Consider the following 22,502-nt stretch of genomic DNA (forward strand, 5'->3'; position numbering starts at 1 on the left):
CGGAGCGCGAGACCGAAACGCCAGCAACTTCAATTGGATGACGCGATCTGGCCGCGCCCTGTTCTAGTGGCCGGGAGGCTGCCAGAGCGATACCATCCCGTCAAGGCGGCCGGCGGCGCCCGCCACGGCCTGTCCGAGGCCGGAGGCGGCGGGATCGAAGCCGAGAAGGCTCACCGCCAACGCCCGCGCGCCGGACGACAGCCCCCAGCGCCCCTCGCTTTCGGGCTCACGCTCCACGATCTCGAGATCCTTCGGCACGCCGCGCTCCTCCTCCAGCCAGCGCCGCACCTCGGCTTCGCCGCCGAGCGCATCGACCAGCCGGTTGGCAAGGCCCTGCTCGCCCGAAAACACCGAGCCGTCGGCGAGCGCGTCGGTCTCGGCCGGCGTAAAGCCGCGGCGCTCGGTGACGAGGCGCTTGAACCAGTCGAACGAACTGTCGACGAGCCGGCCGATCATCTCGCGCGCTTCCGGCGGCGCCGGATCGAAAGGCGAGGGCTCGGCCTTCAGCGGCGAGGACTTCACCGCCGCGACGTCGACGCCGATCCGGCCGAGGAGCACGGAGGCATCGACATACTGGAACAGGACGCCGATCGAGCCGACGATCGAGGAATGGTGGGCGACGATCCGGTCGGTCGCCATCGCCACCATGTAGCCGGCGGAGGCCGCAAGCTGGCCGACCTCGGCCGCCACGGGCTTGGCCTCGGCGAGACGCCGCACCGCATGGAACAGCGTCTCGCCGCCGACCGTCGTGCCGCCCGGCGAGTTGACCTTGACGATCACGGCCTTCACCGCGTCGTCCTCGGCCAGATCCTCGAGAAGGTCGAGCATCTTGCGGTCCTCGGTGATGACGCCCGAAATCTCGACGCGCGCGATCGTGGGACCAAGCCCCGCGCCCGGCCGCCAGCCGGCGGCCAGAACCGCCAGCAGCACCGCGAGCGCCAGGCCGCAGAGCGCCACGACACGCCAGAACGACAGCTTGCGGCGCAGCCGCCGCCGGTCGATGATCCCTTGTGCGTCCATGCCGCCCCGCCTGGTCCCCGAACATCCGGGGGCCAGCGATAGACGGACCTGCGCGGCTTGCCAAGCGCCGTGCGGGCCGCACCCGGATCGGTTGCGCGGGGCCTCGCGCCCGATGGTTTTACCATGTAAAAACCCTATATCGCGCATACAGGGTGGCCGGGCAGAGCCGGGCTTCGCCCTCGCCCCGCATTTCCCGTCCGAATCGATCCGGAGCCTTCTTCATTCTCGACGCACCCGACAGGCAGGACAGGCAGGCGAACGCCACGCGCGACGGACTGGCCCTCGGCAATGCCGCCGAGCGGCCGGCCGACGCGTTCGACCGCGCGCAGTCGCATTCGCGGCGCGTGCGCTGGCTCAAGATCGGCCTGCCGCTGGTCGCCACCGCCATCGTGCTGGCGGGCGCGGTGGCCATCTGGCTGGCCCGCAGCCTGCCTGCCGACATCGCCTTCGCCTCGACCTCGATCGAGGACGGCCGCCTCGTGATGCGCGATCCGCGCATGTCGGGCGTCGACGGCAACGACCGCCCGTTCTCGATGGTCGCGAGCCGCGCGATCCAGGCGCTCGGAGGCTCCAGCATCGATCTGGAGGGCGTGCGCGCCAACCTGACGGTCGACCAGAACACCACGGCCGAGCTCACCGCCGCCAAGGGCCGCTTCGACACGCGCACCAACATGCTGCGCCTCTACGACCAGATCGCCGTCGACACGACGAGCGGCATCCGCATCCGCATGCAGAGCGCCGACGTGTCGCTCGAGGGCGGCTCCCTGACCGGCACCGGGCCGGTCGAGATCGCGACCAGCGACCAGCGCCTGGAAGCCGGCACTGTCTCGATCTCGGACGGCGGCAAGACGCTGTCCTTCGGCAACCGGGTCAAGCTGACCCTTCTTCCGCAGTCCCTTTCCAACGGGGGCGAGGCCCCACTCAGCGAGCCAGGACCATGACAACGATCCATCGCCTGCCCGTCGTGCTGGCCGTTCTCGGCTCCCTCTGCGCCGTCGGCGCGGCCGTGGCGCAGCAGCAGTCGCAGGGGTTCGGCAACTCCTTCGGCGGGCTCCAGGTGAAGGGCGACCAGCCCGTCGCCATCGAATCGAACCAGCTCGACGTCGACGACGGCAAGTCGCTCGCCACGTTCTCGGGCGACGTCAGCGTGCGTCAGGGCCCGACCTCGATGAACGCCGAGAAGCTTCTCGTCTTCTACGTCCGCAACAAGGACGGCGAGGCGCAGCCGGCCGCCCAGCGCTCCAACATGCCGGGCGGCTCGGGCGACATCAGCCGTCTCGAGGCCACCGGCAAGGTCACCATCCGCTCGGCCGACCAGGTGGCGACCGCCAACAAGGCCGAGTTCGACATGGCGACGCAGGTCGCGCTCCTCACCGGCGACGTGGTGCTCAGCCAGGGCAAGAACGTCGCCACCGGCTGCGTCCTGCGCATCCAGATGGACACCGGCGTCGCGCGGCTCCAGAGCAACAACTGCAACGGCGCCTCGGGCGGCGGCGGCCGGGTTCGCATGCTCCTGTCGCCGGGCGCGAACGGCGCGGCCGGCACCAACTGACGCCTCCCTTCCGCTCGATTTCCTTCGGGCGGGCCGGCGCCTCGCTGGCCGCCCAGACCCCGGACGTTTCGTGGCCGCACAGATCGATACCCCTCCCCGCCGCCCGGTCGGCGATCCCCGCGAGACCGCGATGCCCGGCGAGACGCGGGCGCATCCGTCCGCCGGAACGCTGGTCGCCCGCGGCATCACCAAGACCTATCGGGGCCGGCGCGTCGTCGACAGCGTCGACGTCGCCGTGCGGCGCGGCGAGGCGGTCGGGCTTCTCGGCCCGAACGGCGCGGGCAAGACCACCTGCTTCTACATGATCACCGGGCTCGTGCCGGTCGATGGCGGACGCATCGAGCTCGACGGCCACGACATCACCGGCGTGCCGATGTACCGGCGCGCGCGCCTCGGGATCGGCTACCTCCCGCAGGAGGCCTCGATCTTCCGCGGCCTGTCGGTGGAGGACAACATCCGCGCCGTGCTCGAGATGGTCGAGCCTTCGAAGGCGGAGCGCGAGCGCCAGCTCACCGCGCTTCTCGAAGAGTTCCACATCGGGCACCTGCGCAAGCAGCCCTCGACCGCGCTGTCGGGCGGCGAGCGGCGGCGCTGCGAGATCGCGCGCGCGCTCGCCTCGCGCCCGACCTTCATGCTGCTCGACGAGCCCTTCGCGGGCGTCGACCCCATCGCGGTCGCCGACATCCAGGAACTCGTGCGCCATCTCACGCGGCGCGGGATCGGCGTCCTCATCACCGACCACAACGTGCGCGAGACGCTCGGCCTCATCGATCGCGCCTACATCATGCACGCCGGGGCCGTCCTCACCCACGGCACGCCGCAGGACATCGTCGACAATCCCGACGTCCGGCGGATCTATCTCGGCGAGCAGTTCACCTATTGACGATTTCCCGCGCGGCGCTAGCGCGTTTTTCTTGACAAGCAAGATGCGGACCAGTTTCCTTCCGAGGCTTGCCCCTGGCTGACGGGGCGCCCTGGAAGGGAGGATCGCGGTGAACTTGTCGATGAACCTCCAGGTGCGTCAGAGCCAGTCGCTCACGATGACGCCCCAGCTTCTGCAGTCGATCCGGCTTCTGCAGTTCCATCACGTCGAGCTCCTCGCCTTCCTGCAGCGCGAGGCCGACGCGAACCCGCTTCTCGAACTCGTCGCCCCCGCCGAAGCCGCTCCCCCGCTGCCGCCGTCGGCGGAGCCGGCCGTAGCAGCCGCCGACCCGGTGCCGCTGTCCGGCTGGCAGGACGATGGACCGGCGTTTCGGGACGGTGCCGGCGTCGAAGGCGAGCGCCATCCGGACGCCGCGGACCGGCTCCTCGACGTGCGTGGGACGGGCTCTGCGGCGCCGGGCCCCGATGCGGGGTCCTGGGAAGACCGGATCGGCGAGGAGGCGCCCTCGCTCCACGCCCACGCGCTCGCCGAGATTGCCGAGGTCTTTGCACGGGGTGAGGAACGCCGGCTGGCCGAGCTCTGGTTCGCCGATCTCGACGCCTCCGGCTTCCTCCATGCGGACCTCGACCTGCCGTCCGATCTCCTGCCGCTTCTCGTCCGGCTTCAGGACGAGGCCGAGCCGGCCGGGCTCTTCGCGCGCTCGCTCCCTGACTGCCTCGCGATCCAGCTGCGACGACGCGACCGGTTCGACCCGGTGATGGCGACGGTCGTCGCCAACCTGCCGCTTCTCGCCAAGCGGGACTTCGCCGCCCTTTCGCGCCTCACCGGCGAGAGCGAGGCGGATCTCCTCGACATCCTCGGCGAGATTCGTAGGCTCGATCCGCGGCCGGGCTCCGCCTTCGCGCTTGGTGCGCCGGCGGTCGTCGTGCCCGATGCCGTGGTGACGCGCGAGGCGGGCGCGCCGAACGGCTGGCGGGTCTCGCTCAACCCGGAAGCCTTCCCGCGTCTGCGGGTTCATCTGGAGCGTGGCGGGGCGGCGGGCGCCGAGGAGCGGACGTTTCTGGCCCAGTGCCGGCAGTCCGCCGGCTGGCTGCAGCGCTCGCTCGAGGGCCGCGCGCGCACAATTCTCAAGGTCGCCGACGAGATCGTGCGCCAGCAGAGCGCCTTCCTGTCGCGCGGCGGCGGCCACCTGAAGCCGATGACGCTGATGGACGTGGCGGCGGCGGTCGGCATGCACGAATCCACCATCAGCCGCGTCACCGCCGGCAAGTACCTCGCGACGCCCCGCGGAACGATGGAAATGAAGGCCTTCTTCTCCGCGGCGATCGCCGCCAGCGACGGGGGCGACGCGCATTCGGCCGAGAGCGTCAAGCTGCGGATCCGCGCGCTCATCGCCACGGAGGGCGCCGGCGGCGTCCTGTCCGACGACGACATCGCCGCGCGGCTGAAGGAGGAGGGCATCGATCTCGCCCGGCGCACCGTCGCCAAGTATCGCGAGGCGCTCGGCATCGCTTCCTCGGTGCAGCGCCGCCGCGAGATGAAGGCGCGACGGCTCGCCGGCTGAGGGATGCTGGATTTTTGAGCGCGCGGGCCTTGGCCCGGTCACCGATTTGGGATCGAATGATTCCCCCGGCAGGCCGGAACGAAATGGTCGCGCGAAGTCTTCGATATGACGGCGACCAAGAGCCTTCGAAGGCCCGTCGCCGGACGAATGGAAGGAGACACGAATGGGACTTCGCGTATCGGGCCGACACATGGACGTCGGCGAAGCCTTTCGCTCGCGCATCGAGGATCGGCTGAACGACTTGGTCGCCAAGTACTTCGACGGAAACTTCTCCGGCGCCACCGTTCTGTCCAAGGAGGGCGCGCGCTACAGCGCGGACATCACGCTCCATCTGGACAGCGGCGTCGACTTTCAGGCCACCGCCGATACCCACGACCCGGAATCGAGCTTCACCGAAGCCTCCGAAAAGATCGAGAAGCGCCTGCGACGCTACAAGCGGCGGCTGAAGGACCACAAGGCGAACGCAGCGGCATCGCGCGAGATCGCCTACACGGTCATCAGCTCGGTGCCGGACGAGGATGACGACGTGCCGGAGGACTTCGCGCCCGCCGTGATCGCCGAAACCTCGCTCGTCATGGGCACGATGAGCGTCGCCAGCGCCGTGATGGAACTCGACCGCCGCGACGGGCCGGTCGTGGTGTTCAAGAACGGCGCCACGGAAGAGGTCAACATCGTCTATCGCCGCCCCGACGGGAATGTCGGCTGGATCGACCCCTCGACATTGCGGGCCAGGGTCTGATACCCGCCCACGGACGATCGGCCGGACCCCCAAAAGGTCCGGCCGACGTTTATCGGCGTGTCCGGGAAGGGCGGCGCAAGGTTTGTCCGGCACGATCATCCCCGCTGGGGCTGCACGGACCGGTTGAGCGGAAGGCATTGACGACGTGGAGCTGGCCGAACTGATCCGGGAGGACGCGATCCTTCCCTCGTTGAAGGCGCATTCCAAGAAGCAGGTGCTGCAGGATCTGTCCGAGCGCGCCGCCGCGCTGAGCGGGCTCGACGCCCGCGCCATCTTCGAGACCGTGATCGCCCGCGAGAAGCTCGGCTCGACCGGCATCGGCCACGGCATCGCCATTCCGCACGGGAAGATTTCCGGCGTCCAGCGCATCCAGGGCGTCTTCGCGCGCCTGGCCAAGCCGATCGACTTCGAAGCGCTGGACGACCAGCCCGTGGACCTCGTCTTCCTCCTGATCGCGCCCGAGGGCTCGGGGGCCGACCACCTGAAGGCGCTTTCGAAGATCGCTCGTCTCCTGCGCGATCCGCGCACGGTGAACGAATTGCGGGCCTCGCGCGACGCGAGTTCGCTCCACCACCTGATGACGCATCAAGCCCCGCCGCACGCGGCCTGACGAGCGCCCAGAAAAAAACCGGCGCGGACAGGGTCCGGCCGGTCTCTCATCATGGTATCGCCGCCGTCAGGTCAGTGGATGCTGACCGTCAGCAATTCGTTCTCGGTGGCACTCGCCAGGATCGAACCGCGGTCGTCGGAGACCGCGAGCGGTGTCCCGTCGGCGGAGAACAGGGCCCAGAGCTTCAGCCCCGGCCGGATCGACTGGGCGGAGGGGAAACGCGCGCGGATGTCGTCGGACGACATGCGGCGCAGATAGGCCAGATGCCCTTCGCCGATCGAGGCGAGGTCGGACGGGGTGATCGAATTCGTACGGGTCATGGGGCGTCTCCTGTAGAGGCAAACGGGAGATCGGGTCCGAGGTTTCAATCCTCGACGGTAATCTCGATCTTTTTCACAACGCGCTCGGGCTCGGGCTTCACGAGATCGATCATCAGGAGACCGTTCTTCAGCTGGGCGCCGAGGATGCGCATGCCGTCCGCAAAGAGAAAGCTCTTCTGGAACTGGCGTGCGGCGATCCCCCGGTGAAGGAAATCGCGCTCCTCCCGGTCGCTCTGCGAGCCCCGGATCGTCAGCTGGTTGTCTTCCGTCGTGATCTCGAGGTCTTCCGTCTGGAAGCCGGCGACCGCAAGCGTGATGCGAATGGCGGGTTCCCCGCCGGTCCCGTCGCGCGCAGCGCCTTCGCGCTCGCCCGGGGCACGGATGCGCTCGATGTTGAACGGGGGATAGCCATCGCTGGCCTTGCCCATCCGCTCGAGCATCCGCTCCACCCCGTCGAAACCGAGAAGCAGCGGACTGGAAAACGGCGTCATCCTGTTCATGTCACGGCAAGCCCTTGTCTCAAGCGACTTGTCGGTCGGGGCCCTGATGCGGCACCCCGCTCGACCTGTCCGAGATATGGCGACCCGAAGGGCTGCGTTCAATGCGCGCCGCCCTTCCGCGGCCCCGTCATCATTGAGCGCCGCAAAGATTGACGAAGGCTTGCCCCGCTCAGGTCACCGGACCCGGCTTGAACTGCATGGCGACGCCATTGATGCAATGGCGCTTGCCGGTCGGCGGCGGCCCGTCGTCGAAGACGTGGCCGAGATGGCCGCCGCATCGGGCGCAATGCACCTCGGTACGCGGATAGACCAGAACGTAGTCGGTCCGGTTGCCGATGGCCCCGGCGACTGGCGCCCAGAAGCTCGGCCAGCCCGTTCCCGAATCGAACTTCGTGGCGGACGAATAGAGCGCGTTGTCGCAGCCCGCGCAGTGAAAGAGGCCGCTCGTCTTCACGTTGTTGAGCGGGCTCGAATAAGGCCGTTCGGTCGCCTCCTGGCGCAGCACCGCGTACTGGTCGGAGGTCAGGCGGCTCTTCCAGTCCGCATCGCTCAAGGTGAAGGGAAAGGTCTCGGCGCGGGCCGCGCCCCCGCCCCGCAGCGCGAGGGCCGAAGCCCCGAGCCCGAAGGCCGCGAAGCCGAGAAGGAACTGTCGACGCTGCATGGCATGGCTCCCGTGCGTGGCGGATGAAACGGAGACGGCCCCGCCCCCATATGGAGGCGGGGCCGTCGGTGATCCATACGCTGAGATCAGGGCATCAGTACGGTGTCGATGACGTGCACGACGCCGTTCTTCTGCATCACGTCGGCCTGCGTGACGGTCGCGACATTGCCCTTGGCGTCGGTGATCGTCAGCTTCTTGCCCTTCATGGCGAGCGTCAGGGTCTCGCCCTCGACGGTCTTCACGACATGCTTGCCGCCGTCGTCCTTGATCATCTTCATCGCCGCCTCGGCCGTCGCCTTGGCCGGGACGACATGGTAGGTCAGGATCTTGGTCAGCATCGCCTTGTTTTCGGGCTTCACCAGCATCTCGACGGTGCCGGCCGGCAGCTTGGCGAAGGCCTTGTCGTCGGGCGCGAAGACCGTGAAGGGACCCTTGCCGTCGAGCGTCTTGACGAGGCCGGCCGCCTTCACCGCCGCCACCAGCGTCTTCAGGTTCTTGGCGTTCGGGGCATTCTCGGCGATCGTCTTGGAGGCGTACATCGGCGCGCCGCCGACCATCACGCTCTTGCCCTGAGCCATCGCGCCACCGGCCGTGCCGAGGAGGAGCGAGGCGACGACGACACTGCGGAACAGCTTGGAGATCATGGGTTCGTTTCCCCTGTTGGTGCCCTCCCATCGAGGGGCGTCAGGAGCTACGAGGCCGATGATGCGCCGGATGCAGAAAAAATGATCCGCGATCAACTTTTCTTTAGGAGCCGTCCGACGGGACGTCAGTCATCGACGCGGCCGCGCATCCGCTTGACGGTCGAGCGCCCCTTCTTCGCCTCCAGCCGCCGCTCCACCGAGCCGCGCGTCGGGCGCGTCTTCTTGCGCGGCGGCGGGGGCGGCACGAGCGCCTCGCGGACGAGGGCGACGAGGCGCTCGCGCGCGTCCTCGCGGTTGCGCTCCTGCGTGCGGAAGCGCGAGGCCTCGATCAGCACCTCGCCGGCCTTGGTCGCGCGCTGGCCGGCCAGCCGCAGGAGCCGCGCCTTCACCTCGTCGGACAGGACGACGGAGGCGGCCGCCACGAAGCGCAGCTGAACGGCGGTCGCCACCTTGTTGACGTTCTGGCCGCCCGGCCCGGCCGAGCGGATGAAGCTTTCCTCCAGCTCGTCGTCGGGAATGGTGATGCGGGCGTTCACGGGCAGGCCTTTGGCGGAACCGGGCTCTGCCATGGGTCGCGTCTCCTCGAGCGTTCGCGGCGGCAACGCCGCCGTCTCACCCGTGGTTGCCGCAAACGACAGGGGCCCGCAACCCGAAGGTCGCGAGCCCCTGACCTCCTCCCAGAGGTCTTGGGTGTTACTCGGCCGCGAGCGCCAGCGCCGGCGAGGCGTCGACGACGCCCGCATCGACGTGATCCTCGAACTTCTCGAAGTTCGCGCGGAACATGCCGACGAGCTTGTTGGCCTGGCGGTCGTAGGCGGCCGGATCGCTCCAGGTCGAACGCGGGTCGAGGATCGCGCTATCGACGCCGGGCACCGCGACCGGCACCTGGAAGCCGAAGTTCGGATCGGTGCGGAACTCGGCATTCTTCAACGAGCCGTCGAGGGCGGCGGCGAGAAGCGCACGCGTCGCCTTGATCGGCATGCGCCGCCCAGTGCCGTAGGCTCCGCCCGTCCAACCGGTCGAGACCAGCCAGCAGTCGACGCCGTGGCTCGCGATGAGGTCGCGCAGGAGGTTGCCGTACTCGGCCGGATGACGCGGCATGAACGGTGCGCCGAAGCAGGTCGAGAAGGTGGCTTCGGGCTCCGTCACGCCCTTCTCGGTGCCCGCGACCTTGGCCGTGTAGCCCGACAGGAAGTGGTACATCGCCTGTTCGGGCGTCAGCTTGGCGATCGGCGGCATCACGCCGAAGGCGTCCGCCGTCAGCATGATGATGTTCTTCGGGTGCGCGCCAAGACCGGTCTCGCTGGCGTTCGGGATGAAGTGCAGGGGATAGGCGGCACGCGTGTTCTCGGTGAGCCGGCCGTCCTCGAAGTCGGGCACGCGGCGCTCGTCGAGGATTACGTTCTCGAGGACCGTGCCGAACATGCGCGTCGTGGCGAAGATCTCCGGCTCGGCTTCGGCCGAGAGGCGGATCGTCTTGGCGTAGCATCCGCCCTCGAAGTTGAAGATGCCGTTCTCGCCCCAGCCGTGCTCGTCGTCGCCGATGAGCGTGCGCTTCGGGTCGGCCGAGAGCGTCGTCTTGCCGGTGCCGGACAGGCCGAAGAACACGGCCGCGTCGCCGTTGGCGCCGACATTGGCCGAGCAGTGCATCGGCATCACGCCGGTCTCGGGCAGGCGGTAGTTGAGAACCGTGAAGACCGACTTCTTCATCTCGCCGGCATAGGTCGTGCCGCCGATCAGGATGATGTTGCGCGTGAAGTCGCAGGCGATCACCGTCTCGGTGCGGCAGCCGTGGCGCTCCGGGTCCGCCTTGAAGGACGGCAGGTCGATGATCGTCAGCTCCGGCACGAAGCTCTCGAGCTCGGTGCGCTCCGGGCGGATCAGGAGGTTGCGGATGAACAGCGAGTGCCAGGCGAACTCGGTGACGACGCGCGCCTTGATCGCGTTGTCCTTGTCGGCACCGCCGACGAGATCCTGCACGAAGAGGTCACGCCCCTCGGCATGCGCCTTGAAGTCGGCATAGAGGCGCTCGAAGGCGTCCGGCGCCATCGGCTTGTTGTTGTCCCACCAGATGCGGTCCTCGGTGGTCTCGTCGCGCACGACGAACTTGTCCTTGGGGCTACGGCCGGTGTGCTGGCCGGTGGTCACCACCAGCGCGCCGTGGGCCGTCAGCGTTCCCTCGCCTTGCCGCACCGCGGTTTCGACGAGTTCGCTTTCCGAGAGGTTCCAGCGCAGGGACGACACGTTCGCGAGGCCGGTCGTCTCGATGCCGCGATCGGGGTTGCGGAGCCCGAATTCATCCATGTGCCTGCTCCTTCAAAACAACCGGGCCGCCCCGGCGTGAGCCAAGCAAGTATCGCCGTTACCGCGTGGCGGCAACTGTCTAAAAGATAAGGAAATACATGGCCTTCTCAATATCAAACGATTTAAAACATGCTCGGGCTCGTCTAAATCGGTTCAAGGCTCCGCTTCAATCGGATTAACCCAAGCAAAAATAATTTTGCCGTTGAGGGCCGATCGAGGGTTCCCGATGCAGGTCGGGGCACTTTTCGTCGCCCGGCGCGTTGAAGGGCCGAGTTTCAGGCAAGAAAGGACGAGAGATGGCCGAGGCGGCAACCGAGAAGTTCTGGGACATGATCGGCGACTTCGAGACCTGCATGGTCACGACGCGCGATGGCCGGCAGCTGCGCTCGCGCCCGATGGCGCCGAAGATCTCGCGCGCGCGCGGCGAGATCCTGTTCGTGACCGACCGCAACTCCCACAAGGTGGACGAGATCGCGGCCGACGATCAGGTCGCCTGCTCCTTCGTGCAGAAGGAAGAGTACGTCGCGGTCTCGGGTACGGCGAGCGTGACGAACAATCGCGCCCGCATCGAGGAAGCGTGGGACGCGCAGGCCGAGGCCTGGATGCCCGGCGGCAAGGACGATCCGAACACGGCGATCCTCGTGATCCGCCCCAACCAGGCCGAAATCTGGGACGTGACGTCGAACAAGATCTCGCAGGCCTGGGAGTTCGCGAAGGCGTATGTCGGCGACAAGCCGCGGCCGGACACGACGGAGAACATCAAGGTCGACCTCTGAACCGGCTCGGATGAGCGTTCCGGCGGGGCGCGGAAATGCTTTAGGCGTTGCAAAAGCGCCACGAACGCCACATTTCCCTTCCAGACAGGGAATCGGGTCCGCATCGGCGACGATGCGGACACCGGGCGTTTCCGGCGCTTCGCTCGGTCGAAGACAAGCGCCCGCCCGCCGGAACAGGAGTTGAAACAAGATGCCGACGATCGCGCTGGTGGATGACGACCGCAACATCCTGACATCCGTGTCGATCGCGCTGGAGAACGAGGGCTACCGGGTCGAGACCTACACCGACGGCGCCTCGGCGCTGGAGGGCTTGTCGGCCCGGCCGCCGCATCTGGCCATCTTCGACATCAAGATGCCGCGCATGGACGGGATGGAGCTCCTGCGTCGCCTGCGGCAGAAGAGCGACCTTCCGGTGATCTTCCTGACCTCGAAGGACGAGGAGATCGACGAACTCTTCGGCCTCAAGATGGGCGCCGACGACTACATCCGTAAACCCTTCTCGCAGCGCCTTCTGGTCGAACGCGTGCGCGCGATCCTGCGCCGCGGCGCCCCGCGCGAGGCGGTGGCGGGCAAGCCGGGCACGGCGCCGGAATCCTCGCTCGAGCGCGGCCAGCTGGTGATGGACCAGGAGCGCCACACCTGCACCTGGATGGGCCAGCCGGTGACGCTGACCGTCACCGAGTTCCTGATCCTGCACTCGCTCGCGCAGCGCCCCGGCGTCGTGAAGAGCCGCGACGCGCTGATGGATGCGGCCTACGACGAGCAGGTCTATGTCGACGACCGCACGATCGACAGCCACATCAAGCGCCTGCGCAAGAAGTTCAAGGCGATCGACGACGACTTCGACATGATCGAGACGCTCTACGGCGTGGGCTACCGCTTCCGCGAAGTCTGACGGACCGCCGGCCTTGACGGCGACGGACACATCCGAGACGGGACGCGCGGCGGCCGCGCGTCGGCGCGTTGGTCGCTGGCGGCGCAAGCCCATCGTGCGCCGGCTGCTGATCCGCGCCCGGCGCGTTCTCGGTCACTCCGTCTTCTCGTCGCTGACGCGGCGAATCGTCTTCCTCAACCTCGTCGCGCTGATCGTCCTCGTCTCGGGCATCCTCTACCTCAACCAGTTCCGCGCCGGGCTGATCGACGCGCGTGTCGAAAGCCTGCTGACGCAGGGCGAGATCATCGCGAGCGCCATCGCCTCCTCGGCGACGGTCGAGACCGATTCGATCACGGTCGATCCGGAGAAGCTCCTGGAGCTGCAGGCCGGCGCGACGCTGCAGCCCAATCCCGACCAGTCGGAATCGCTCGACTTTCCGATCAATCCCGAGCGCGTCGCCCCGCTGTTGCGCCGCCTGATCTCCCCGACGCGCACGCGCGCGCGCCTCTACGACCGCGACGCCAACCTCATCCTCGATTCGCGCCACCTCTATTCGCGCGGCCAGATCCTGCGCTACGACCTGCCGCCGGTGGAGAGCGAGGAGGAGACGGGCATCTTCGCCTGGATCAGCCGCGAGACGGGCCGCCTCCTCGGCCACGGCGACCTGCCGGTCTACAAGGAGACGCCGGGCGGCTCGGGCTCGACCTATCCGGAGGTGATGAGCGCGCTCACCGGCGGTCCACGCGCGCTGGTTCGCTCCACCGAGAACGGCGAGCTCATCGTCTCGGTCGCCGTGCCGATCCAGCGCTTCCGCGCGGTGCTCGGCGTCCTCCTCCTGTCGACGCAAGGGGGCGACATCGACAAGATCGTGCAGGCCGAGCGCATGGCGATCGTGCGCACCTTCGCGGTCGCCGCGATGGTGACGGTGATCCTGTCGGCGCTCCTCGCCTCCACCATCGCGACCCCGCTCCGCCGCCTGTCGGCCGCCGCGATCCGCGTGCGCCGGGGCGTGACGGCGCGCGAGGAGATCCCCGATTTCGGCGACCGCGCCGACGAGGTCGGCCACCTCGCCTCCGCCATCCGCGACATGACCAACGCGCTCTACGCCCGCATGGACGCGATCGAGAGCTTCGCCGCCGACGTCAGCCACGAGTTGAAGAACCCCCTCACCTCGCTGCGCTCAGCCGTCGAGACGCTGCCGCTTGCCCGCAACGAAAGCTCGCGCGAGCGCCTGCTCGCGGTCATCCAGCACGACGTGAAGCGCCTCGACCGGCTGATCACCGACATCGCCGACGCCTCGCGCCTCGACGCCGAACTCGCGCGCGAGGTCGCGGGCGAAGTCGATCTCGCCGGTCTCGTCGGCTCGGTGGTGGACGGCGCGCGCGCCCATCTGAAACCCGAGCAGTCGATCACGATCGCGCTGACGATCGCTCCCCCGCCGCCCGGCAAGACCTACCGCGTCGCCGGCCACGACCTTCGCCTCAGCCAGGTCTTCACCAACCTCATCGACAACGCGCGATCCTTCGTGCCCTCGACGGGCGGCCGTATCAGCGTGCGCCTGCAGCGCCGCCCGCGTGCCTGCGTCGTCACCATCGAGGACAACGGGCCCGGCATCCAGGCCGAGAAGATCGAGCGCATCTTCGAGCGCTTCTACACCGACCGTCCGGGCGCCGAGTCCTTCGGCCAGAACTCCGGTCTCGGCCTGTCGATCTCGCGACAGATCGTCGAGGCGCATGGCGGCCAGATCCGCGCGGAGAACATGGTCGATGCGAGTGCGCCGGGCGGCCTCGCGGGCGCCCGCTTCACCGTCGAGATTCCGGCTGACACGTGAGTTCGAGGACCAACCTTCATGCGAGCGCGCTGCGCCTCGGCGGGCGTGGCCTGCTGGTGCGCGGCCCTTCCGGCAGCGGCAAGTCCTCGCTCGCGCTCTCGATTCTCGCCCGAAGCGCCGCCGCAGGCTTCGAGGCCGCTCTCGTCGCCGACGACCAGGTCTTCGTGGAGCCGCGCGGCGGGCGGCTCTACGCGCAGGCTCCGGCAGTCACCGCCGGGCTGATCGAGGTTCGCGGCGTCGGCATCCTGTCCCGGCCGCACCTCGCCGAGACCGCTCTCGACCTCGTCGTCGATCTCGTGCCCCGCATATCCGTAGAACGCCTCCCGGAGGATCACGCGGTCGCCATATCCGGGATCGAGATCCGCCGGATCGGGCTGCCCGATCGCGATCCGTCCTTTGCCGCCGACGTTCTTCTGACCCTCGTCGCGACGCCCTCGTTCTGGACCGCCACGCGCACCAGTTGATATCGCGGCGCAGCATTCGCGTCGCGGCTTCGTGAATGGGAAGAAAACCCCGGAATGCAGGCGTTCGGCGCCAGTCTGGAAAGATTCCGAGGGGTGTGACTTGCTGCGTCTTGCAGCAATCTGGCCGCAAGCGCACAATCCGTTGCACAGGGAAGCGGCGGAGTCCGGGATGGTCGGCGTATGATTGGACTGGTGCTGGTGACGCATGGCCAGCTCGCGCGTGAATTCAAGCTCGCCGTGGAGCATGTGGTCGGCCGCCAGGAGGCGTTCGAGACGATCTGCATCGGCCCCGACGACGACATGGAGCAGCGGCGGCTGGACATCCTCCAGGCCGTCCGCGAGGCCGAGCGTGGCAAGGGCGTGATCATCCTCACCGACATGTTCGGCGGCACCCCCTCCAACCTTGCGATCTCGGTGATGGACGAAGGGAACATCGACGTGCTGGCCGGCGTCAATCTGCCGATGCTGATCAAGCTCGCGAGTGTCCGCGGCGAGAAGCCGATGGCCGACGCGCTCGTCGCCGCCCAGGACGCCGGCCGCAAGTACATCGCCGTCGCAAGCCGCATTCTCAGCGGCAAGTAACTCTCGAACAGATCGAACGGAATATCGGCGGCCGGGCCATGGACAAGTCAGAACACTTCCCCCCGCCGTGCGATTCGCCCCTGTCCGGCTCGTCGCCCACCGGGCCGGTCGAGCAGACGATGACCATCGTCAACCGCAAGGGGCTCCATGCCCGCGCTTCGGCCAAGTTCGTGCAGCTCGCCGAGCAGTTCGAATGCGACATCACCATCACGCGCGAGGGCCTGTCGGTCGGCGGTCAGTCGATCATGGGCCTGATGATGCTGGCGGCGGGCCAGGGCACCACGATCGACGTGCGCGCCGAGGGTCACGACGCCGACAAGGCCGTGGCGGCGATCTCGGCGCTCGTGGCGGACCGCTTCGGCGAGGACTGCTGATCGGCGGCAGCCGCAGCGCCTCGATGCCCCTGCCGCCCGGCCGGCGGGTCGAGATAACGATATAAGGATTTCCTTATATCCCCTCTCCTGATAAGGAAGCGCCTTGAACGGCGGCACCGGACGGCTCGGTCGAGCCCGCATGCCGCCCACGAGAAGGAGCTCCCGCATGGCCGACACAGGCGATTTCGTCGTCAAGGATCTCTCGCTGGCCGACTGGGGCCGCAAGGAACTCGACATCGCGGAAACCGAAATGCCGGGCCTCATGGCCTGCCGCGAGGAGTTCGGCGCCGACCAGCCGCTGCGGGGCGCGCGCATCACCGGCTCGCTGCACATGACGATCCAGACCGCGGTCCTCATCGAGACCCTGCAGGCGCTGGGCGCCAAGGTCCGCTGGGCCTCGTGCAACATCTTCTCGACGCAGGATCACGCTGCGGCCGCGATCGCCGCGACCGGCACACCGGTCTTCGCCGTCAAGGGCGAGAGCCTCGAGGAATACTGGGACTACACCGACCGGATCTTCCAGTGGCCGGACGGCGAGCCGTCGAACATGATCCTCGACGACGGCGGCGACGCAACGATGTACATCCTGACCGGCGCGCGCGCGGAAGCCGGCGAGGACGTCCTCTCGAACCCCGGCTCCGAGGAGGAAGAAGTCCTCTTCGCGCAGATCCGCAAACGCCTCGCCGCCACCCCCGGCTTCTTCGCGCGCCAGCGTGATGCCATCAAGGGCGTGACCGAGGAGACGACGACGGGCGTCAACCGCCTCTACCAGCTCCAGAAGCGCGGCCTCCTGCCCTTCCCGGCGATCAACGTCAACGACTCGGTGACGAAGTCGAAGTTCGACAACAAGTACGGCTGCAAGGAATCGCTCGTCGACGGCATCCGGCGCGCCACCGACGTGATGATGGCCGGCAAGGTCGCGGTCGTCTGCGGCTACGGCGACGTCGGCAAGGGCTCGGCCGCCTCGCTGCAGGGCGCGGGCGCCCGCGTGAAGGTGACCGAGGTCGATCCGATCTGCGCGCTGCAGGCGGCGATGGACGGGTTCGAGGTCGTCACTCTCGAGGACGCCGCGCCGACCGCCGACATCATCATCACGACCACCGGCAACAAGGACGTCGTGACGCTCGACACGATGCGCACCGTCAAGGACATGTGCATCGTCGGCAACATCGGCCACTTCGACAACGAGATCCAGGTGGCGGCCCTTCGCAACCTAACCTGGACCAACATCAAGCCGCAGGTCGACATGGTGACCTTCCCGGACGGCAGGCGCATGCTGCTTCTGTCGGAAGGGCGCCTCCTCAACCTCGGCAACGCGACAGGCCACCCGTCCTTCGTGATGTCGGCATCCTTCACCAACCAGACGCTGGCGCAGATCGAGCTCTTCACCAAGGGCGAGAAGTACGAGAACCAGGTCTACGTCCTGCCCAAGCACCTCGACGAGAAGGTCGCGCGCCTGCACCTCGACAAGCTCGGCGCCCGGCTTTCCACCCTCTCGGAGGATCAGGCCGCCTATATCGGCGTGACGCCGCAGGGCCCGTTCAAGGCCGAGCACTACCGCTACTGACGACGGATCGGGCGCCCGTCGCAAAGACGGGGGCTGCATAGCAAGAGGGCGTCGAGGGCAAGCCCCCCGGCGCCCTTTCTTTTTTCCGATGCGTGTCCGATCGACGCTTTGCGGACGGTTATCCACCGTTTAGATTCGCGCCCGAGCCTGCCGTTGGGGAGCGGGGGCGCTACGGGGACACCCGCCTCCCTCGAGGGGCGGCTGAAAGGACGCGATGCGGACGCGCGAATCAGTGCAGGAGGCGGGTCGGGGGACCTGCTCGATGAAAGCTGGCCGGAACGGCGAGCAGCGACGGGTCGCGTGGGCGCCTGTCCTGGCGTCGGCGGTCCTCGTCCTTTGCGTCGGCAGCGGTCCGGCTCGGGCGCAGGCAGAGGCCCAGCCACTGGCCGCCGAGCCGCTCCTCTATCTCGCCCTCGTGGCCCTGACGATCGGCGCGGCGATGATCGCCGCCTTCTGGCTGATCCGCCAGCAGGCCGCGACCGCCGAGGAGAATGTCCGGCTTCGCGCGGACCTCGCCGACGCGCTGACCGAGGCCGACCGACGCGCCGGTCTCCTCACCGACGATCACCAGCGTCTCGTCGTCTATGCCGGCGCCGGCGCCCCGGACATCATCGGAACGCTGCCGAAGAACCTCGGCGTCCCCGGCGAGCCCGCGTCCTTTCTCGACTTCTCCGCTTGGATGGATGCCGGCGAGGCCCGCCGGCTGGAAGCCGCGATCGCGCAGCTGCGCACCCGCGCCGAGCCCTTCCGCCTCGAGATCGAGCGCCCGGACGGGCGGCTGATCGAGGCCTCGGGCCGCACCGTCGGCGCGCTCGCGACCGTGCGCTTCGCTCCCTTGTCGGGCCTTCGCGAGGAACTCGCGGCGCTGAAGGTCGAGAACGCCCGCACCAACGGCATGATCGAGACGATGCAGGCGCTGTTCGATGCCGCGCCCCTGCCCATGTGGGTGCGCGATGCCGACGAGCGCCTGATCTGGGTCAACGACGCCTATGCCAAGGCCGTCGATGCGCCGGGCGTGACCGGCGCCGTCGCCGCGCAGACCGAGTTCCTGAACGAGCAGGACCGCACCCGCATCGCCGCGACCCGCCGCCAGTCGAGCCACTTCAGCGACCGGCTCAGCGCCGTGGTCGAAGCCGACCGACGCAACTTCCACGTCGTCGACGCCGCCGGGCCGTTCGGTGCTGCGGGCCTTGCCATCGACATCTCCGACGCCGAGGCGATCCGTCGCGAGCTCGACGAGACCGTGCGCTCGCATTCCGAGACGCTGGACCAGCTGACGACCGCCATCGCGCGCTTCGACGACAAGACGCGGCTCCTCTATCACAACGCGGCCTTCGCCCGGCTCTTCGACCTGTCGACGACCTATCTGGAGACCGCGCCCGACCATATCGGCATCCTCGACCAGCTCCGCTCGCGCGGCATCCTCCCGGATGACCGTCCCTTGCGCGACGTCAAGGCCGAGATCCTGGCCGCGCACCGCGCGACGCAGCCGACCGAGGCGCTCTGGCACCTGACCGACGGGCGCACGCTGCGCGTCTTCGCCAGCCCCGAGCCGCGCGGTGGCGCGAGCTGGGTGTTCGAGGACCTCACCGAGAAGCTGCAGCTGGAGTCGCGCCTCAACTCGCTGGTGCGCCTGCAGGGCGAGACGCTGGACTATCTGCGCGAGGGTGTCGCCGTGTTCGGCCAGGACGGGCGCCTGCGCCTGTCCAACCCGATCTTCGCCGAACTCTGGGGTCTGTCGGCCGAGTTCCTGGCCGCCAAACCGCATATCCGCTCCTTCGCGGCCACCGCCTCGGTCTCGATCCGAGCGCCGCTCGGCGGCGAGGCCGGTCCGACCTGGGCGACCTTCGCCCACGCCGTCACCGCCTTCGACGAGGGCGCGCGCGAGGCCGAAAGCGGCGAGATCGAACTGTCGGACGGGCGCGTCGAGGCCTACGGCATCGTGCCGCTGCCGAACGGCCAGACCATGCTGACCTTCACCGACATTTCGGACGCCCGCGAGGCCGAGCGCATGCTGCGCGAGCGCAACGACGCGCTGGAGAACGCCGCGCGCCTCAAGAGCGACTTCGTCCAGCACGTCAACTACGAGCTGCGCTCGCCGCTAACCAACATCATCGGCTTCTCCGCGCTCCTGCGCTCGCCCGAGACCGGGCCGCTCAACGACCGCCAGTCGGAATATCTCGACTATATCGGCACCTCGACCTCGTCGCTTCTCACCATCGTCAACGACATCCTGGATCTGGCGACGATCGACGCCGGCATCATGGACCTCGACCTGACCGACGTCGACGTCGCCGGCACGGTCGGCCATGCGGCCGACGGGGTGCGCGACCGGTTCCGCGAAAACGACATCCTCCTCAACATCGACCTCAGTCGCGCCGGCTCGACCTTCCGGGCCGACGGGCACCGGGTCACGCAGATTCTCTTCAACCTCCTGTCGAACGCCGCCAACTTCGCGCCGGCGGGCTCGGTGGTGAACCTCAAGGCGGTGCGCGGCAACGGCGAGATGGTGTTCAGTGTCTCCGACCAGGGACCCGGCATCGCGCCCGGCGAGGTCGCGCGCCTCTTCGAGCGCTTCGAGACCAACCCGTCCGGTGGGCGCCAGTCGGGAGCCGGGCTCGGCCTGTCGATCGTGCGCTCCTTCGTCGAACTCCACGGCGGCCGGGTCGAGATCCAGTCGGGCCCGAAGGGCGGCACCACGGTGACCTGCCGCTTCCCGCTCGACCGCGACGAGCAGGACCTCGCCGCCGAATGACGACCGGCTCCGGCGCGGCCGCCGACGAGACCCGCTCTTTCACGCTGGAGCTTCCCGACGAGGCCGCGACCATCCGGCTGGCGCGCCTCCTCGCCCCGCTCCTCAACACGGGCGACGTCGTCGCCCTGTCGGGTCCGCTCGGCGCCGGCAAGACGACGCTCGCCCGGGCGCTCATCCGGGCCGTGGCGGGCGATCCCGACCTCGAGGTCCCCTCGCCCACCTACACGCTGGTGCAGATCTATCCGACGCGCCCGCGCATCAGCCATTTCGACCTCTATCGGATCGGCGATCCCGACGAACTCGTCGAACTCGGCTTCGACGAGGCGGCCGAGACCGGCATCGTGCTCGCCGAATGGCCGGAGCAGGCGCCGGACGTCCTGCGTGCCGCCAACCTTCGCCTCACGCTGGCGGACCGCCCCGGCGGCGGACGGCAGGTGGTGATACACGCGCTGCCCGAAGCCGCGGCGCGCATCGAGCGCCCGTTCGCGCTCCATGCCTTTCTCGCGGCCGCCGGCGAGGGCGACGCCGACCGCAAGCCCTTTCCAGGCGATGCTTCCGCGCGCCGCTACGAGGTGTTGACGACCGCGGCCGGGCGACCGCTCATCTTGATGGATTCGCCCGATCTCGTGCTCGGCCCCCCGGTGCGGGACGGGCGCGCCTATGCCGAGATCGCCCGCTCGGCCCGCAACACCGTGCCCTTCGTCGCGGTCGCCGGAGCGCTGCGCGAGCGCGGGCTGGCCACGCCGCGGATCGAAGCCTTCGACACATCGCGTGGTTTCGTCCTGATGGAGGATCTCGGCCGAGAGTCTGTCCTCGACGCCGAAGGGCGACCGATCCCGAAGCGCTACGAGACGGCAATGCGGGCGCTCGCCCATCTCCACGCGACGCCGTTCGATCCGCATCTCGTGCTGCCCGACGGCCGGCCCTACGAGGTGCCGCCGTTCGACCACGCCGCCATGGCGATCGAGGCGAGCCTCCTTGTCGACTGGTACGTGCCGCACGTCTTCGGCCGGCCTGTGACGCCGGCCGAGCGCGCGGCGTTCGAAACCGCTTGGTCCGGGCTCTTCCACACCCTGGACGCCGCCGAGCGCCATCTCGTCCAGCGCGACGTACAGGCGCCCAACCTCGTCTGGCGCCCCGAGCGGACGGGGATCGATCGCATCGCCTTCCTCGACTTCCAGGACGCGATGGTCGGCCCCTCCGCCTACGACGTCGCCGCCCTTGCCCACGACCCGCGCGTGACCATCGAGCCGGCGCTGGAGGCCCGCCTGCGCGGCGCCTACGTGGACGCGCGCCGCGCTGCCGATCCCGCCTTCGACGAGACCGGCTTCGCCACCGCCTATGCGATCATGGCGGCGCAGCGCCAGACCAAGATCCTCGGCATCTTCGTCCGATTGCTCGCGCGCGACGGCAAACCGCAATACCTGCGTCACATTCCCCGGATTAAAGCCTATCTCAGGACGATCCTGACCCATCCGGCGCTCGGCGAACTGGCCAGTCTCTACGAGGCATGGCACCTTCTGGACGAAGCCGACGCCCCATCCCGCTAAGAGCCCGACGTGAACGCCCGCATCATTCCCGCCCGCCCGCCCCGCGCCCCGAAGCCGAAGACCGCGATGATCCTCGCCGCGGGCCTCGGCAAGCGCATGCGCCCGATCACCTCGACCATCCCGAAGCCGCTGGTCGAGATCCGCGGCAAGGCGCTGATCGACTACGGTCTCGACGCGCTTGCCCGCAACGGCGTCGAGCGCGTCGTCGTCAACGTCCACTACATGGCCGACCTGATGCGTGCCCACCTGCGCAAGCGTCGCGACATGGAGGTGCTGGTCTCCGACGAGAGCGACAAGCTTCTGGAGTCCGGCGGCGGCATCGTGCGCGCCCTGCCGCTGATCGGCGACGATCCGTTCTACCTCATCAATTCCGACACGTTCTGGATCGACGGCTACCGCGACAACCTCGACCTCCTCGCCGACCTCTGGAACCCGGCCGACGCCGACATGTCGCTCCTTATCGCCGAGATGCGGCAGGCCACCGGCTACGAGGGGCGCGGCGACTTCACCATGGATCGCGAGGGGCGCCTGCGCCGCGTCGCCGAGCGCGACATGAGCCCCTTCATCTATGCCGGCGCCGGCATCCTGAAGCCCGATCTCTTCCGCGACCTGCCGGAGGAGACCTTCTCGCTCAACCGCGTCTTCGACCGCTCCATCGAGGCCGAGCGCCTCTTCGGCGTGCGCCTCGACGGGCTCTGGATCACCGTCGGCACCCCCCGCGCCATCGCCGAGGCCGAAGCGGCCTTCACCGCCAGCGCGACGCGGGCCGAGCGGGCATAGCGGGGCTGCTGCCCCGATCCCCGCTCGGGAAGGAATTCCCGAACCCTTCTTTTTGTTTGGGACTTTTCCGAATGTCGGAAAGGCCGTTGGCCCTTCCGACATTCGGACACAGCGCGAAATGAGGAGGGGTCCAGGGGAAATCATTTCCCCTG

General features: G+C 68.5%; 23 protein-coding genes. 16 read left to right on the plus strand and 7 right to left on the minus strand.

The genetic code is table 11. The features are described 5' to 3' along the window. Positions 1-63 precede the first annotated feature (63 nt). Positions 64-1,020 (minus strand): signal peptide peptidase SppA, encoded by a 957-nt coding sequence (gene sppA / locus ASF65_RS20385; protein WP_055893647.1) that lies wholly within the window; start codon positions 1,018-1,020, stop codon positions 64-66. Positions 1,021-1,172: 152 nt separating this feature from the next. Here sppA and lptC point away from each other — a divergent pair, with 152 nt between their 5' ends. From lptC to ptsN, 6 genes are all read left to right on the plus strand, one after another. Beyond that, positions 1,173-1,961 carry an LPS export ABC transporter periplasmic protein LptC gene (lptC, locus tag ASF65_RS20390; protein WP_055893650.1) on the plus strand — a complete coding sequence of 263 codons (789 nt, stop codon included), beginning with the start codon at positions 1,173-1,175 and terminating at the stop codon, positions 1,959-1,961. Continuing rightward, positions 1,958-2,572, plus strand: a complete 615-nt coding sequence (locus ASF65_RS20395) for an LptA/OstA family protein (protein ID WP_055893653.1) — start codon at positions 1,958-1,960, stop codon at positions 2,570-2,572. The genes lptC and ASF65_RS20395 overlap by 4 nt, the downstream gene beginning before the upstream one ends. A gap of 130 nt (positions 2,573-2,702) precedes the next feature. Beyond that, a complete protein-coding gene (gene lptB, locus ASF65_RS20400; RefSeq protein WP_055893656.1) occupies positions 2,703-3,455 on the plus strand; it encodes an LPS export ABC transporter ATP-binding protein in 753 nt (250 codons plus the stop codon). 109 nt (positions 3,456-3,564) lie between these two features. Continuing rightward, a complete protein-coding gene (rpoN, locus tag ASF65_RS20405; RefSeq protein WP_055893659.1) occupies positions 3,565-5,019 on the plus strand; it encodes an RNA polymerase factor sigma-54 in 1,455 nt (484 codons plus the stop codon). A gap of 163 nt (positions 5,020-5,182) precedes the next feature. Then, positions 5,183-5,758 (plus strand): ribosome-associated translation inhibitor RaiA, encoded by a 576-nt coding sequence (gene raiA, locus ASF65_RS20410; RefSeq protein WP_055893662.1) that lies wholly within the window; start codon positions 5,183-5,185, stop codon positions 5,756-5,758. A 145-nt stretch (positions 5,759-5,903) separates the two neighbouring features. Next, positions 5,904-6,368, plus strand: coding sequence for a PTS IIA-like nitrogen regulatory protein PtsN (gene ptsN / locus ASF65_RS20415; protein ID WP_055893665.1), 465 nt, complete (start codon positions 5,904-5,906; stop codon positions 6,366-6,368). A gap of 71 nt (positions 6,369-6,439) precedes the next feature. Here the strand turns inward: ptsN and ASF65_RS20420 are convergent, their stop codons facing one another. The 6 genes from ASF65_RS20420 to ASF65_RS20445 form a co-directional block, all read right to left on the minus strand. Continuing rightward, positions 6,440-6,688 carry a DUF1150 domain-containing protein gene (locus tag ASF65_RS20420; protein ID WP_055893667.1) on the minus strand — a complete coding sequence of 83 codons (249 nt, stop codon included), beginning with the start codon at positions 6,686-6,688 and terminating at the stop codon, positions 6,440-6,442. A gap of 44 nt (positions 6,689-6,732) precedes the next feature. After that, positions 6,733-7,188 (minus strand): Hsp20 family protein, encoded by a 456-nt coding sequence (locus ASF65_RS20425; protein WP_055893670.1) that lies wholly within the window; start codon positions 7,186-7,188, stop codon positions 6,733-6,735. Between the two features lie 169 nt (positions 7,189-7,357). Further along, complete coding sequence (gene msrB / locus ASF65_RS20430; RefSeq protein WP_055893673.1) at positions 7,358-7,849, minus strand: peptide-methionine (R)-S-oxide reductase MsrB; 492 nt, start codon at positions 7,847-7,849, stop codon at positions 7,358-7,360. Between the two features lie 86 nt (positions 7,850-7,935). Further along, positions 7,936-8,493 carry a fasciclin domain-containing protein gene (locus ASF65_RS20435; RefSeq protein ID WP_055893676.1) on the minus strand — a complete coding sequence of 186 codons (558 nt, stop codon included), beginning with the start codon at positions 8,491-8,493 and terminating at the stop codon, positions 7,936-7,938. A 125-nt stretch (positions 8,494-8,618) separates the two neighbouring features. Further along, positions 8,619-9,062, minus strand: coding sequence for an alternative ribosome rescue aminoacyl-tRNA hydrolase ArfB (arfB, locus tag ASF65_RS20440; RefSeq protein WP_055893679.1), 444 nt, complete (start codon positions 9,060-9,062; stop codon positions 8,619-8,621). A gap of 124 nt (positions 9,063-9,186) precedes the next feature. Continuing rightward, positions 9,187-10,797: a phosphoenolpyruvate carboxykinase gene (locus tag ASF65_RS20445; RefSeq protein ID WP_055893681.1), complete on the minus strand. Its 1,611-nt coding sequence runs from the start codon at positions 10,795-10,797 to the stop codon at positions 9,187-9,189. Positions 10,798-11,093: 296 nt separating this feature from the next. On the opposite strand from ASF65_RS20445, the gene ASF65_RS20450 reads away from it, so the two are divergent. The 10 genes from ASF65_RS20450 (at position 11,094) to ASF65_RS20495 (ending at position 22,350) form a co-directional block, all read left to right on the plus strand. Further along, positions 11,094-11,573 carry a pyridoxamine 5'-phosphate oxidase family protein gene (locus ASF65_RS20450; RefSeq protein ID WP_055893684.1) on the plus strand — a complete coding sequence of 160 codons (480 nt, stop codon included), beginning with the start codon at positions 11,094-11,096 and terminating at the stop codon, positions 11,571-11,573. Positions 11,574-11,763: 190 nt separating this feature from the next. Then, entirely contained in the window at positions 11,764-12,468 is a 705-nt protein-coding gene (locus tag ASF65_RS20455) for a response regulator transcription factor (RefSeq protein WP_055893685.1), read from the plus strand. Between the two features lie 94 nt (positions 12,469-12,562). Continuing rightward, positions 12,563-14,278, plus strand: coding sequence for a sensor histidine kinase (locus ASF65_RS20460; protein ID WP_280137654.1), 1,716 nt, complete (start codon positions 12,563-12,565; stop codon positions 14,276-14,278). Continuing rightward, the gene (locus ASF65_RS20465) at positions 14,275-14,742 is read left to right on the plus strand and encodes a hypothetical protein (RefSeq protein ID WP_055893691.1); all 468 of its coding nucleotides are present in this window, start codon (positions 14,275-14,277) and stop codon (positions 14,740-14,742) included. The genes ASF65_RS20460 and ASF65_RS20465 overlap by 4 nt, the downstream gene beginning before the upstream one ends. Before the next feature lie 180 nt (positions 14,743-14,922). Further along, entirely contained in the window at positions 14,923-15,324 is a 402-nt protein-coding gene (locus tag ASF65_RS20470; RefSeq protein ID WP_055893695.1) for a PTS sugar transporter subunit IIA, read from the plus strand. A 38-nt stretch (positions 15,325-15,362) separates the two neighbouring features. Continuing rightward, entirely contained in the window at positions 15,363-15,698 is a 336-nt protein-coding gene (locus tag ASF65_RS20475) for an HPr family phosphocarrier protein (RefSeq protein WP_055893699.1), read from the plus strand. A 166-nt stretch (positions 15,699-15,864) separates the two neighbouring features. Continuing rightward, positions 15,865-17,265 (plus strand): adenosylhomocysteinase, encoded by a 1,401-nt coding sequence (ahcY, locus tag ASF65_RS20480; protein WP_055893702.1) that lies wholly within the window; start codon positions 15,865-15,867, stop codon positions 17,263-17,265. A 262-nt stretch (positions 17,266-17,527) separates the two neighbouring features. Next, positions 17,528-20,020: a PAS-domain containing protein gene (locus ASF65_RS20485; RefSeq protein ID WP_055893705.1), complete on the plus strand. Its 2,493-nt coding sequence runs from the start codon at positions 17,528-17,530 to the stop codon at positions 20,018-20,020. Beyond that, a complete protein-coding gene (tsaE, locus tag ASF65_RS20490; RefSeq protein WP_055893707.1) occupies positions 20,017-21,570 on the plus strand; it encodes a tRNA (adenosine(37)-N6)-threonylcarbamoyltransferase complex ATPase subunit type 1 TsaE in 1,554 nt (517 codons plus the stop codon). The genes ASF65_RS20485 and tsaE overlap by 4 nt, the downstream gene beginning before the upstream one ends. Positions 21,571-21,636: 66 nt before the next feature. Further along, positions 21,637-22,350: a nucleotidyltransferase family protein gene (locus ASF65_RS20495; RefSeq protein WP_055893796.1), complete on the plus strand. Its 714-nt coding sequence runs from the start codon at positions 21,637-21,639 to the stop codon at positions 22,348-22,350. The last annotated feature ends 152 nt before the right edge of the window (positions 22,351-22,502 follow it).

Source organism: Aureimonas sp. Leaf324 (assembly GCF_001423245.1).
GTDB lineage: Bacteria > Pseudomonadota > Alphaproteobacteria > Rhizobiales > Rhizobiaceae > Aureimonas.

Excerpts from the sequence above, each read along its gene's own strand:
- sppA (WP_055893647.1), bottom strand. The coding sequence starts at position 1,020 with ATGGACGCACAAGGGATCATCGACCGGCGGCGGCTGCGCCGCAAGCTG.
- ASF65_RS20395 (WP_055893653.1), top strand. The coding sequence starts at position 1,958 with ATGACAACGATCCATCGCCTGCCCGTCGTGCTGGCCGTTCTCGGCTCC.
- lptB (WP_055893656.1), top strand. The coding sequence starts at position 2,703 with ATGCCCGGCGAGACGCGGGCGCATCCGTCCGCCGGAACGCTGGTCGCC.
- raiA (WP_055893662.1), top strand. The coding sequence starts at position 5,183 with ATGGGACTTCGCGTATCGGGCCGACACATGGACGTCGGCGAAGCCTTT.
- ASF65_RS20420 (WP_055893667.1), bottom strand. The coding sequence starts at position 6,688 with ATGACCCGTACGAATTCGATCACCCCGTCCGACCTCGCCTCGATCGGC.
- ASF65_RS20425 (WP_055893670.1), bottom strand. The coding sequence starts at position 7,188 with ATGAACAGGATGACGCCGTTTTCCAGTCCGCTGCTTCTCGGTTTCGAC.
- msrB (WP_055893673.1), bottom strand. The coding sequence starts at position 7,849 with ATGCAGCGTCGACAGTTCCTTCTCGGCTTCGCGGCCTTCGGGCTCGGG.
- ASF65_RS20435 (WP_055893676.1), bottom strand. The coding sequence starts at position 8,493 with ATGATCTCCAAGCTGTTCCGCAGTGTCGTCGTCGCCTCGCTCCTCCTC.
- arfB (WP_055893679.1), bottom strand. The coding sequence starts at position 9,062 with ATGGCAGAGCCCGGTTCCGCCAAAGGCCTGCCCGTGAACGCCCGCATC.
- ASF65_RS20445 (WP_055893681.1), bottom strand. The coding sequence starts at position 10,797 with ATGGATGAATTCGGGCTCCGCAACCCCGATCGCGGCATCGAGACGACC.
- ASF65_RS20450 (WP_055893684.1), top strand. The coding sequence starts at position 11,094 with ATGGCCGAGGCGGCAACCGAGAAGTTCTGGGACATGATCGGCGACTTC.
- ASF65_RS20455 (WP_055893685.1), top strand. The coding sequence starts at position 11,764 with ATGCCGACGATCGCGCTGGTGGATGACGACCGCAACATCCTGACATCC.
- ASF65_RS20470 (WP_055893695.1), top strand. The coding sequence starts at position 14,923 with ATGATTGGACTGGTGCTGGTGACGCATGGCCAGCTCGCGCGTGAATTC.
- ASF65_RS20475 (WP_055893699.1), top strand. The coding sequence starts at position 15,363 with ATGGACAAGTCAGAACACTTCCCCCCGCCGTGCGATTCGCCCCTGTCC.
- ahcY (WP_055893702.1), top strand. The coding sequence starts at position 15,865 with ATGGCCGACACAGGCGATTTCGTCGTCAAGGATCTCTCGCTGGCCGAC.
- ASF65_RS20485 (WP_055893705.1), top strand. The coding sequence starts at position 17,528 with ATGAAAGCTGGCCGGAACGGCGAGCAGCGACGGGTCGCGTGGGCGCCT.
- tsaE (WP_055893707.1), top strand. The coding sequence starts at position 20,017 with ATGACGACCGGCTCCGGCGCGGCCGCCGACGAGACCCGCTCTTTCACG.
- ASF65_RS20495 (WP_055893796.1), top strand. The coding sequence starts at position 21,637 with ATGATCCTCGCCGCGGGCCTCGGCAAGCGCATGCGCCCGATCACCTCG.